Genomic DNA, 12114 nt, shown 5'->3' on the forward strand with positions numbered 1-12114 from the left:
AGTCTTCGAAAGCTCAACAGCTCCGGGCTCAGCTACGTTCTCACTGGTCATCGATGCATCCTCCATGATCGGGAGTTACACCGAACGATTTACAGTCCCGGGCATGGAAGCGATCACTGATGTGCATGTGTCCGAGCCGGGTCTGGTGGTGGTCGATGTCGCCGCTGCGGATGACGAGACGGCGCTCGCTTTTCACACGGCCCTGGCGGCGCGGTGGGCGACGACAGGCGTGGAGCGCACCACCCGTGATGCAGGCCAGGCGGGTGTGCGGCTGCGCTGCTATCTCGACCTGCGCCAGCCCCTGGCCGGGCCCGCCGGGGCGGGCGGGCCCTGACACCGGACGGGTATGGTTACCGGGCGAGGGTGACCTTGATGGGCTGGTCGGGGCAGGGGTCGGTGGCCTGCGTCAGGGTGTTAAGTTCGGCCTGGTCGACGGCCAGCTGCCAGCGGAGCTTGGTGGCAATCCAGTCGGCGAGGTACTGGCAGTGGTACGGCTCGTAGGGGGGTAGCCATTCGGCCGGGTCCTTGTCGGCCTTGGACCGGTTGGTGGCAGCGGTGACCGCGATCAGAGAGCGACTGTCCCCGAGGTCGTTGGCGTAGGCCTCGCGCTCCTGCGCGGTCCACGAGGAGGCACCGGAGTCCCACCCCTCCGCCAATGGCACGAGATGGTCGAGGTCAAGGGCACTGGGGGAGTCGACGTAGGTGTTGCTGTACGCGCTGTACCACGTGCCGCCGGACAGCTTGCAGCCCGCCGCTTGCTCCGGCGCGACGACCGCTTCCTCCTTCAACACCTCCGCGCGGGTATTGCAGCCGTCCTTGTCGGCGTCCACCCAGTGCTTGAATGCGCTGCGCTTGTAGCCGTCGCGGTGCTCCTCTGCGACGGGCAGCGTGGTGAGGGCTTTGGTAAGCGGCAGCGTGAGGGTGGCGCCCTTGGCGCCGAGCGGGCCGTCGGCATGGGCGGGAGTGATGAGGGCGGCGACGGCGGCGGCGGTGGCCGCAGCGGTGGCGACGAGTCGCACGAGTCTGTCCTTCCGAGGAGATCCGACGAAGACGAGTCGTGATCTTCGTAGTGGAAGGACACCGGCCCGGGCGGCACATTCGGCTTGCCTTCACTCCGGGGTGTGGTAAGTCAGACCAGCGCCGGAACGGCCTCATCGCCGACTGATGTTGCCCGCGGTCCGCGGCCGGTGGAGTGCCCAGTGGCCGCCCCACTGGTCGCCGCGCGCTTCCAAGCAGTGTCGTGGCATCAAAAGGTGCAGCAACGTCACGACGCCGGCGCCGAACGATGGGCGTTCGAAGGCGACGCACACCGCTCCACAGCCAACAAAAATCCCGGCCTGACCCGGTCCCGGAACCCGCCTCGCCTCCGACCGGACGGGCCAGGCCTTCGAAGCTGGGTGCGGCATCCCTGGCGTCGTTCTTGGCCTCGCCCGTGGAGAGACCGGTGATCCGGCGCATCGCGAGCCCGGGCAGGTAGGCGACCTGACAGCCCGCGTCGCGGGCAACGGCCAGCGGGAGGGCGCCGATCTGGTCCACTATGTAACCTGCAGCACCGCCTCACCTGCATCAGCTGTCGCCGTGGTGTCCCCCGTCTCACCGACATGCGTGTGTGGCGTGGGGGGCATCACCCTGCCCGCGGGTGATCTGGAAGTTGATGGGAATGTCGAAGTCCGCTCGGGTGGCGTCGGTGTGGCTGGAGGGCGGGAAGTCGGTGATGACCAGACGGATCCAGCTGGCCAAGGGGCCGCCTTTGATAACCACGGACTGGCCGACGTCTCCTCCCTGTACTCGGCAGCTGGTCCATGGGGTGATGACGGAGTACACGGCACCGGGGATGTTGTTGCCGTTCACCGACAGCACGCTGATGGTGACCAGGCCATCGCGAGTGCTGGTCGGGTGGGAGGTGTGAACGGTCAGCAGTGCGGTCCCCGGTGTCAGCGCAGTGGGGGAGGAGGACGGCGTGGGCGAAGTACCGGCGGCCTCCTGTCCGGACGCACGTGAAGGGGCCGGGGTGGTGGTGGCTGTCCTTGTGGTGTCCGGGCGTCGACTGTGCCCGCTGGACAGCACGGTGAAGTGCACCAGGACCGCGGCGGCCACCGAGGCCACGGCGGTGATGCCGATAACCGCCGGCCACCGGCGGCGGGCCCGCCCGGGCCCGCCACCGGTGTTGGACGACCCGGGCGCATCGGCGGTGCCGGACGCCCCAGGTGTGTCGCGGGTGGTTTCGGCCGGACCCGTATCGGGGTCTTTGCCAGGCGGGAGCGCGGCCCGGCCTGCTTCCGGACGGTGCGCGGCGGCCTGGGCGGCGAGGGCACGGGCGGCATCCGCCTCGATCCAGCGCAGCCGGCAGGCTTCAACCACAGCCGGACCGCCAAGTGCCCACGCGACCGGCTCGACCGTCTCCCAGCGTGGCAGACGCTTGCCGTTGAGCATCTCCGAAATGGTGCCTTCGCGCACCGTGGCCTGCGGGTAGCGGCGCCGGCTGCGCCGCACGAGCTGTGCATAGCTGGGCTTTCCCGCCTCGCGGTGCAACTGCTGTAACCACAGGGCGAAGACCGTCGCTGGGTCGAGCTCCCCACCAGCATGTTCGCTGTCATTCGCTGTCCCCCTGGCCGAACGCCGATCGTGGCTGACTGGTCTGCGTAACCCCACACCCACGCGGCACCGTACCGCCCGACCCAGGAGCCTCTCCTTGATGACGACGGCACTCATCTGTATCGGCGCAGCCGTAGCCTTGGCCGCAGCCAGCAAGCTGCTGGCCACCTCCATTGCTCTTTTCGCCCGCGATCCCGCCCGCCGCGCCGATGCCCGCGAAGTTCTGCGTCTCCTCCTCGCCCCCGTCAACGACGAGGAGGCACCGTGATTCTCACGGAGGCGGGAGTTCCTGCCCTCGGACGGAGCGCAATGTCAGTTGCTGTAGAGGTCCTCGACGCTGACAACGGCCCGCCCCGGTCTGCTCGCCGTGTTCCGGTGGCCCTGGTGGCGGTGGGCTGCTCTCCCATTCGCCTTCGGCCAGGCTGCATTGGCAGGGGCCGGCCTCAGAAGCCGTACCTCAACCGAACGTGATCCCTTGATTCCTGCTGCGCGACATCGTGACCGTCCACGACGCCCTGGTCGGCTCACGGACCGCGAACTGCACCGCCGCATCAACCGCATCGACTGGCTGCAAGAAAAGGCGCACTCTCCGGGTGAGAGAGCCTATCTCGTCGTACCCACGTGTCCGCGTCCAGGGAGACGGCCGCAGGCGGTCTCGCAGGCCGGAGCGGTCCTGCTGCTGGAGACGGTCCGCAAGACGGCTCTTTACCAGGCGATATCCGCTGCTCTGGCGTTGTGGCGGAAGCCGCGGGCCATCCATGGCCCGGGCCCCGGCAAGATCCTCTGGACGTCGCTCTGGCGGTCGCACTGGGCGGGGACTGCCTCGCGGACGTCGCCATGCTGCGGTGCGAGCCGGCCGTCTTGGGCCCGGTCGCCTCTGGTCCGACTGTCTCCCGACTGACCGAGACCCTTGCCGTCTCGGGCGGGAAAGCCGTGCAGGCCGTCCGGTCCGCGGTCCGAAGTCCGCAGCCGGGTCTGTTCGACGGTCGGCAAAAGCGCCCTGGACGCCGAGGCCAGGTCACCGTCGACCTCGACGGCGTCCTCGCGATCGCGCACTCCGACAAGCAGGATGCGGCCGCGACCTGGAAGAAGACCTACGGCCGTTACCCGCTGACGGCCTTCGTCAACCACGGGCAGGGCGGGGCCGGGCGAGCCCGTCGCTGCTCTCTCCGGCCGGGCAACGCGGGCTCCAACACGGCCGCCGACCGCATCACCACCGCCCAGCCCGCCCTGGCACAGCTGCCGAAGAAGTACCGGTGGGGCGGCAGACACTGATCCGCACGGACTCCGCCGGCGGTACTCACGACTTCGTGTCCTGGCTTACAAAGCGAGGCCGATGGCTGTCCCACTCGGTCGGCATGGTGATCACTGAGATCATCACCGGCATGTGCTGAAGGTCCCAGCCTCGGCTTGGGCACCGGCCGTTGAGGCCAGCGGCACGGTCCGTAAGGGGGCCTGGAGGCGCCGAGCTCACCGGCAGCCTGCTGGCCGGCTGGCCGAAGGGGATGCGGCTGATCGTCCGCAGGGAACGCCCTCATCCCGGGGCCCAGTTGGGGATCACCGACGCGGACGGCATGCGGATCACGTGCTTCGCGACCAACACCCCGGATCGTCCCATCGTCGAGCTCGAGCTCGAGCTCCGGCACCGGCTGAGGGCCCGCGCCGAGGACTGGATCCGGGCTGCCCGGTCCACCGGCCTGCGTAACCTGCCCCTGCACCACACCGCGCAGAACTGGGCCTGACTGGAGCCGGATCGCGCTTGACCTGGTGGCCTGGATGCCCATGCTCGCCCTGACCGGCCAGGGCCGTATCTGGGGCCCCGCCGTCTACGGTTCCGCCTGTCCTCCTCAGCCGCCCAGTTCGTCACCACCGGCCGGCGCCACATCCTCCGCCTCGCCCGCCACTGGCCCTGGAGCGGTGAGGCACAGGCGCCTTCGAACGGCTTGCACTCCTGCCGAACCCCGGTTGACCAGCAACCTCCCCGCTACTACGAGCAAGCCAGCACAGACCAGAGCAGTGGAACCCGGCGTCCATCCGAGATGACAAACGCTCCCAGCTTGCCCACCACCAGCCGCACAAAGCAGAACGGCCCACCGACTCCGTCGGCGGAGCGTCACGAAAGATCGAGGCCAGCCCGCCTGCCTGACGAGAGGGAACGGTAGTAGCACGCCTGTTCCCGCCGTTCGACGCTGCGTGCGGGGAGCCAGTCGCCTGGGCACCGGCCGGCTGCACGGGTCTGTAACAGTACCCCTGTAATCACTTGCGGGGACGAGCCAGGCCGGTACTCTGCTCGCCGTGCCGTTTCCGGATTTACACGAGGCCCAACTGAGGTAGCCCGGATTCGTCAATCCGGGCGGCATGCACTGTAATTGCAATTCCCTCCAAACGTTCGGTGCATGGGAAGGGTTTTCGCTGCTAGCCTCTACCCCTTGCTCGCGCTGAGCGTGAGCCTTGACCCGGGGGTGGGCCATGGACCGAGTATTGCGCAGTTGGTGGGCGGTCGGGGTGCTGACCTGTTTAGCGCTCGCCTCACTGATCGCCCGGGGTTTCCTCGTCGATCAAGGTGTTCTTTACGGCCGTATGCAGGTCCTCAGGGTTGACGGCATGATCGCTTCCGTCGCGGTTCTCGCGCTCGCTTTCGGTCTGGCGCACCGGCCCACCGGCAGTGCGCCGAGACCAGAAGGTGTGGCCGCTCCCGAGCGATGGAACATCGTCACCGGCGCACTCGGCCTGCTGGTGCTGATCGTCTCCGTGGTGAGTCTCTTCTCCCCCGTCGACAGACCCGGTCTGCCCAAGGCGGCGTGCCCCAACGCCCGTACCCATGGGGCCCCGTACGTCGGTCTGACGTCAGGGAAGCTGGGCAACAACAGTCGAAGCGGACCCGGCCGTGCCTTTCCCGCCAATGGTCGTTTCCCGACCGACTGCTCGGTAGGTTTCGCCGACTACTGCCTCGGCGATCCGATCCGCGATGACACCGGCTCCACCGAGCATCAGGAGTGGGTGACCGGCCGCTGGCTGCGCATGATCAAGCAGCCGCCCGGCTGGCGGCAGGACGTGGCCGGCCTGCTCTCCGACGAGAAATCCGGAAACCAGTTCATCGCCGACGCATTCGTCGTTCCGGCGACCAATTATGAGGGTCTGGCATTAGCGAGTGATGAGGTGTGCGGCTCTCAATTCCCGGCTGGGCGCGCTGAACTGGGAAAGTTCACGCGGAAGCGTTACCCGGGGGTCGAAGAGCCGAGCGCCGAACTGACCGCCACCTCGGACCACGCCGTCAACATCGGCTTCTCTGTGTACCTGCCGCCCGGTGAGGGATTCCGCGAAAAGGGGATGGTCTTCCCCCTGTACGATGAGTCTCTGACTGCTCCACAGAATCCGGGCCGTGTCTCGCCGAAGAGCGGTAATCGCAAAACGATCACCTGGGTCTACAGCGAGGCCCTGCGTGCCCGTCTGCTGCCCGGTCACGAAGGGCCGGCGCACATCGTCCTCATGGCGATCCCCTGCATCGGGAACAATCTGCCCGACGAGACCTCCAAGGGTGACCTAGCTCGCTACGACATCACCCCGAAGGGCCTTCCGCGGAGCACCGCGCTCAAGCCCGCGGAGCAGAGCAGGACTCTCCGCACCAAACTGGCCCAGGCCGCCTGCCAAGCCAACGTCTAACTGTTCTGTCCGGAGAGGGTGTGGACGGGGACAGGTCTCGTTCACGGCGAGATGCGCTCGGCGAGCCGGGCGAGGCGGTGTGAGCGCCCATGATCGAGGCCTGAACCGTTCCGGTCCCCAGGAGCGTCCATTCGGGCACCCGACACTGTGGAGGCGCCGCGCCATGAGTCTCGGCGCCGCCCCGGCCGCACTGCGCACACGTGCCCACCCGTCACTGCCGGTCGCGGCGATGGTGGCCGTCTCTCGCACGGGACACGGGCCCGGGCTGCCGACGTGGCGCTGTACGGCGATGCGTTCATCATCTGGACGACCTTGTGCATCGCGGTGCTGAGCGCGCTCGGTCTGCTCAGGGCGCCCCGAGCAAGCGGACATCACTCTACGAACGCCTGGCCCGACTGGAGGACGCTGCCTCCGGGCTGCTGGACGCACGAGACCGCCCCGCCCGCGACGGGGGATGCGCGGACGGGGCGGTGGACATGAGCGTCTCCGGGAGCTTCATCCGGGGCCAGTCCTGGCCTCGGACCGATCCCGGCAGACGCTGGGGCGTGGTGCTCCGCGCGGGGGCAAGGCTTGCCGTGACGGCTCGCGCGCCTTCAGCATGGCACGCGGGACTGACCACCGTCCCCATTTCCATCCGCGCGGGGAAAAGTTCGCAGTCACGTTCCGACCAACCACTGCCCGGCACCATGATGAAACGCGGCAGCAGCTGCGGTGTCCTGGAGAGAGCGCCAGTGCTGTGGTGCTGGGACAGCGCGGCGTCGGTGTGGTGGGCGTGGCAGCGTGAGGCATACGCCGACGACCAGGACGCTGCTACGACCCGGCCGCGGTCACCGCATGGGAACTGGAGTACCTGTGGCAGGCCCTGACCGTGGTCATTGCCGTCGGCATCCCTGGGTTCCTCGCCCCGGAACAGGCGGAAGGACTGCCGGTCACACCGGCCGCAGACGTCTTCGCGCTCGGCGCGGTCCTCGTCGCCGCCAGCGGCGGCAACGCCTTCGGGGAAGGCACCCCGGCGGTCATGATGTACCGCTCGGTCCACCACGAGCCCAACCTGACCACCCTGCCACCCGCACTGCGCGGTGTCGTCGTCGCCTGTATGGAGAAGACGCCCCAACACAGGCTCACCATCGACCAGCTGCTGGACCTACTCATCTCCAGGGAGCACGAGCCACCGCCGGCCTATGAGCCCACTCAGGTCACTTCTGCGTCACCGCCACCGATGCCGGCCTACCCGCCCCCGCCTCCGAACCTGCCACCCACGACCGACGCGAACCCCGAAGCCCCCCCAGCTTCTTGCCATGGACCGCAAGAACGCCATCGTGGCGGACACTGAAGACATCTCGCTGGGCAACAACGGCCACACCACTCATCTGATCTGGCACACCGTCCGCGCTGTGACCTACGAGGAAACCGGTCGAGGCCTGGGCCTGACTGTCACCGTCCACCTCGCCGATGGCACGACCCACGCATGCCGTGTGACGACACGCGATGAGGAAGAACTGGACGACTGGATCGACCGGCTCACCCTTGTCCGGGAGCACTTCCTCCCCGGCCGCTGACGCGGGTGTGCTCGGGGGCGGCTGCTGGCGCGGCCGGGCTTCAAGCCGTTCCTCCCGTGGGCCGCCTTCCCGTACCGGTTCCTCCCGTCTTCCCAGCAGGAACTTTTGCACCTGCCGTACGGCGCCTGGAACCGAACCGGCCGGTAACCGCTACGACCATTTCCTGGCGGCTGCCACCTGCAGCCGTCTCCCTGATCAGCGACGTCTCCTACCCCACCGCCCCCCTTTTTTTTCAGCCGGAAGCAGCGACACCGACAGAACCCTCAGCTTCTCGTCACCGGCATGGGCACTCCCGCCGACAAGGCCGTCGCAACCGCAGCCCGGACCGGATGAGCCCTGCTCCGACTGCCCGCCCGCATCACCAGACAGACCGACATCGAAGCCCTCCGCACCGTGCGCGCCGTCACCGAACGGCTGCTTGAGTCAGTTTCTGACAGAGTCGGCCCTGTTCCGTCCCTTCACGGCTGTCGGGCGGTGGCGAGACCGCGACGGTGCACGTGTGCGTGGCCGAAGCGCGGTCGCGCCGTCGGCTCCCAGCGATATGCCTGCGGACCGGAACGGAGGCGGGCACATCGGCCGCTGCCGCGCATGCTGGGACGATACGACTACGGCTGAAGGACAGCGGTGACTTGGTCGGGGTAACGGCGGCCGAGAAGGTTCCCGTCCGGCCCGCGCGGGCCGGACGGGGCGCGGCCCGCTTCCTTCTTTGATCAGCACAAAGGAGACCGCGCGACGCCTTCCAGTCCAGGAAGGTGAGGCCCTGGTGCGGTGCCTCGCTCTCATCATGACGTGCATATGCAGCAACCGGGGCGGAAGAGCTCGAATTTTCCCCCCTTGTCGCCCAGTTTTCGACGCTCCGGACAGGTGTCCTACGTCTGGTGTATAGGACTGGACCGGTACTGAGAGCCCAGCTCTTTTTCCCGTCACCTGCTGATTACGTTGAGTGTTTATCTGCGGAGGCTGCATGCTGGGCGCCCGGCCTGCAGTCAGCGCTTCAGCACCGCTGCACAGGACCGGACTCCGAGTCCTCCAGTCCTACCCCGTTCGCAGGAAGGTCTCATGTCTCCAAGTTCGAAGTGCCTGCCTGGGACGTTTACCGGCGCAGGGCGCGGGCGAGGGCCCAGGCGGCCCCGGCGGCGGGAAACAGCGGGAGGGCCGAGGCGAGGCTGCCCATCGCGATCAGCGTGATGGCGATGCCGAAGACGACGGTGCCGATGAGGAGGAAGCAGTATAAGCCGACGCGCGGCAGGGTCTGGAGTAGCGCCATGCGCTGCTGACGACGGTGGTGACGCCGCCGCGCACGGGCGACTTGACGCATCCGGCCCCGGACGGCTCGCAGTCCGGCCTCACTGGCGGCTCGATCGGCCTCCACCTTGGTCAGCAGCGCCGTGAAGGCGCCGTTCACGTCCAGGTCCGCGCCAAGGTCGACGTTCATGGCGGTGAGGAGCGATGCGACGGCCTCCTTGACGGCGGTGTCGTTCTCCTTGGCGTCGAGGACTGCGGTCAGCGCAGTGAGGCGCGCATCGAAGTCGCGCTCGAAGGACTCGATGCGGTGGGCGGGAGAGGCGGTCACCATGACGGCTCCTGTGGTTGGGGTTCCTACACCCAGCACGACGAAGACCGGGACCCGACTTGTGAAGTCGCAGGTCCCGGCCCTGGGTCAGTGGTCTTCTACGGTGAACTTAACTGGAGTCCCTCCCACCTTTGGCGGTACGAAGGCGAGGTCGTGGATCGCGTGCTACTACGCCCTCTTCGGCTCGGAGGCGCGCAAGGTTCGAGGTGACCGCAGGGAGCGGCGTGCGGATCGCCCTTCCGACGCTTGGGCGCGCAGTGTCGGGTCGTCCCAGACCGCGACGGGGGTACGGGCTGCCTCGATTCGGCTAAGGACACGCCGGACGGGTGCCAACACGGCGGTCATGACAATCGAGATGTACAAGATGATGCGGTCGTACACGAAGGGCTCCTTCTGCTCGCTCAGCTCGAAGATGTTCTTGCTCTTGTTCATGGTCTTGCTCTTGCTCTTGTTCTCGTCCTTGTTGCTGATCTCTTTGGGCTGGGGCATCGGCGATGACCCCACTCGGGCGAACGGGAGACGTGGACGGGGTCGGACCGCTTCACGCCTATCCATTGACCCGCGAAGGGCTATCGCCGGCCTCAGCCGCGCAGCCGGTCGCGCAGACGCTCGCGTACCTCGGCGGTGTTGAGGACGGCCTGCGCCTTCGAGAGGTCCTTGCGCACGGAGGTGGCCTTGATGCCGAGCATCTCGGCGATGTCGGCACCTGAGTACTTGCCGACGTGGTACAGCACGTAGACGTGATGCTGCCGGTCAGGCAGGACGTCGTAGAGGACGTCGCGGACCTGGAGGTAGCCCTCCGCCGCCTCGGCGACGTCCGGATCGGTCCACGCCTCCGGCATCACGCCGTGCTTCTCCAGCGCCCGCGCCTCCGCGTCCATGCGGCGCAACTCGTCCAGGGCACGCCGGGTGAGAACGGTGGCGATCCACCCGCGAGGGTTCTTGATGGTGCGGGGGTCCTCGGGGAGGTTCGCGATGATGTGCTCGACCCCCGTGTGAAGGAAGTCCTCGGCCTGGTGGCCCCGCACGAAGTGCTGGGTGAGCGCGAGCCAGTGCGACCTGTGCTTGATGAGGAGATTCATGATCTCCTCCCTGGCCCTCTCCTTCGCTTCCTCCTCGGTCGTACCCCGTGCCTGGAAGCGATCCTGGACCAGATTGCGGATCGTTTGCTTCCGCTTGCGCGGTCGCCCCGAACTTGCTACTGACTCGGTCACGTTCGTCTTCTCCATGAATCTTCTGTGACTGCCACGCCGTTGTGGCATCACCGGCCGACCGGCGGCTGCTGCCCTGACACCACGACGTCGTGCCTCGGACGCAAAATGTGAAACCGCAGGTCACGCAACCGTCAGATGCCCCACGATTGGGCCTCCACGGTGGGCAGGAGAAGGACGTCGACCACGGTGAGCCCCAGTTCGCCGACAGGGCCAGGTGGCCCGGCAACCACGCTCTGTATGACCCGCGCCCGGCGCCCCCCCCACGCCCGGTCCGGGTATGAGCTGCCGCTTCTACTGCTCCGGCGACACACCTGACCACAGGGCCGACCACGGCAGGTCAGGAGTCGGTGATGTGGTCGAACCCGATCAGCATCGGCGTCAATCCCTGAGTGCACCCGCACAGCGTGCACAGCTGAGTCCCCAGGTTCTCCGCGACGTTCAACGCGTGCTCCACATCGAGCAGCGGCGCGCCCTGCGGTGCCTCTTCGCAGTCCGGTGCGTTCAGCACGCCGCGGACCGGGCCCCGCCCCTCGCGGACCTTCGCCAGGACCCAGCCCGAAGGCCGGCGCTCCCCGAGGACCTCGCGGACCACCGACGTCGGTGGCGCGGGCGGAAGAGGCGCGGTGGGGACCTGGTCGTAGTCGACGTCGTCGACCGGCCGCACGTGCTCGGACGCCCGGACCCACACCCGGTGTTCCGCCGCCTCCACGCCGTCGTCCTACTGGGGAGGAGGCAGTATTTGGTTCGTGCGGTATTTCCGTGTCGATGGGGCCTTGTAGGACCACCTGCTCGCTTGCTTGGGTCCGTCGGATGTACTACCTCTGGTACCGATGAAAGACCAGGTCATCGCCCTGCTTTTCTTCCTACAGGCAGGACACGCAGCCAAGAGTGCGTCCTCTACGGGGTGCTCGTGGGGGTCGACTGCTTCGGTCTGTCGGGGGTATCTGTGAGCCATCTTGCTTGTGGCGTACACCGTTTTTCGGCACTTGCTTGCGCCATAGTTCGCCCCTGGCCCAGCGTTCCGCCGGGTGGTGTGGTTGACACCCGGACTGCCTGGTCGGAGTGGTCGAGCAGGGGGCGTTTGGTGGGCCTTCAACATCAGCCGTAGGGATCTTTTGGCCAGTTGTCGCCTATGGCTGATCTCTTACGGTCGTCGCCGTGAGTCACTGTGCAACCGTTGCGCAAGAATCAGAGCGGAACATACGTTGTGCAACAGATCTAGTGCGTTGCTCCCCAGGGAGATCGACTCCTAGGCGGAACCGAGAGTCGGCGCGAGGGGACAGAGTGCGTCAGCCGTCTCGGGAAAGACCCCCCGTCTGTGGTTGTCGGCGTCACTGGATGCAGCGCAGCGAGGTCACAACGGGGCTGAGGTAGTCAAGAAGCAGGCCCTCTTCTACTGACTGTCCGAGCCCCTAGTAGTGCTTGGTCATGTCGGTGTGAGGTCTGGGATGTCGCGGTGACAGGTGGGGCAGGCGCCGGTCCAGATCGCGAGGAGTGTCTGCAGTTCGCG

10 protein-coding genes and 2 pseudogenes are annotated in these 12114 nt (G+C 67.3%); 5 read left to right on the forward strand and 7 right to left on the reverse strand.

Annotated features, from left to right (window positions below; translation table 11 throughout):
• The coding region (locus tag IG94_RS0137315; RefSeq protein ID WP_248783113.1) for a DUF6207 family protein at positions 1-334 on the forward strand (334 nt) is incomplete at its 5' end.
• Positions 335-350: 16 nt separating this feature from the next.
• Here IG94_RS0137315 and IG94_RS0137320 read toward each other — a convergent pair.
• The 3 genes and pseudogenes from IG94_RS0137320 to IG94_RS42715 form a co-directional block, all read right to left on the reverse strand.
• On the reverse strand, positions 351-1019 hold the full coding sequence (locus IG94_RS0137320) for an HNH endonuclease family protein (protein WP_031048312.1): 669 nt from the start codon (positions 1017-1019) through the stop codon (positions 351-353).
• 379 nt (positions 1020-1398) lie between these two features.
• Positions 1399-1542, reverse strand: a pseudogene (locus IG94_RS42310) (IS110 family transposase); the annotation flags it as partial.
• 51 nt (positions 1543-1593) lie between these two features.
• Complete coding sequence (locus tag IG94_RS42715; protein WP_157852404.1) at positions 1594-2493, reverse strand: hypothetical protein; 900 nt, start codon at positions 2491-2493, stop codon at positions 1594-1596.
• A 202-nt stretch (positions 2494-2695) separates the two neighbouring features.
• Here IG94_RS42715 and IG94_RS42720 point away from each other — a divergent pair, with 202 nt between their 5' ends.
• The 4 genes and pseudogenes from IG94_RS42720 (at position 2696) to IG94_RS0137350 (ending at position 7817) form a co-directional block, all read left to right on the forward strand.
• Positions 2696-2863, forward strand: coding sequence for a hypothetical protein (locus IG94_RS42720; RefSeq protein ID WP_157852406.1), 168 nt, complete (start codon positions 2696-2698; stop codon positions 2861-2863).
• A gap of 325 nt (positions 2864-3188) precedes the next feature.
• A pseudogene (locus tag IG94_RS39280) lies at positions 3189-4564 on the forward strand (IS1380 family transposase).
• Positions 4565-5064: 500 nt separating this feature from the next.
• A complete protein-coding gene (locus IG94_RS0137340) occupies positions 5065-6258 on the forward strand; it encodes a hypothetical protein (protein WP_157852408.1) in 1194 nt (397 codons plus the stop codon).
• A 1298-nt stretch (positions 6259-7556) separates the two neighbouring features.
• A complete protein-coding gene (locus IG94_RS0137350; RefSeq protein WP_031048320.1) occupies positions 7557-7817 on the forward strand; it encodes a hypothetical protein in 261 nt (86 codons plus the stop codon).
• Positions 7818-8910: 1093 nt separating this feature from the next.
• On the opposite strand, the gene IG94_RS0137355 is transcribed toward IG94_RS0137350, so the two are convergent.
• The 4 genes from IG94_RS0137355 to IG94_RS0137370 all read right to left on the reverse strand — a co-directional run bounded on the left by IG94_RS0137355 (position 8911) and on the right by IG94_RS0137370 (position 11313).
• Positions 8911-9393, reverse strand: a complete 483-nt coding sequence (locus IG94_RS0137355; protein WP_031048323.1) for a hypothetical protein — start codon at positions 9391-9393, stop codon at positions 8911-8913.
• 165 nt (positions 9394-9558) lie between these two features.
• On the reverse strand, positions 9559-9879 hold the full coding sequence (locus IG94_RS0137360) for a hypothetical protein (RefSeq protein WP_031048326.1): 321 nt from the start codon (positions 9877-9879) through the stop codon (positions 9559-9561).
• A gap of 92 nt (positions 9880-9971) precedes the next feature.
• Positions 9972-10472, reverse strand: coding sequence for an RNA polymerase sigma factor (locus tag IG94_RS0137365; RefSeq protein ID WP_031048329.1), 501 nt, complete (start codon positions 10470-10472; stop codon positions 9972-9974).
• 469 nt (positions 10473-10941) lie between these two features.
• Entirely contained in the window at positions 10942-11313 is a 372-nt protein-coding gene (locus tag IG94_RS0137370) for a DUF6233 domain-containing protein (protein WP_224326684.1), read from the reverse strand.
• Between the last annotated feature and the right edge of the window lie 801 nt (positions 11314-12114).

The sequence above is a fragment of the Streptomyces olivaceus genome (genome assembly GCF_000721235.1).
GTDB classification, from domain to species: domain Bacteria; phylum Actinomycetota; class Actinomycetes; order Streptomycetales; family Streptomycetaceae; genus Streptomyces; species Streptomyces olivaceus.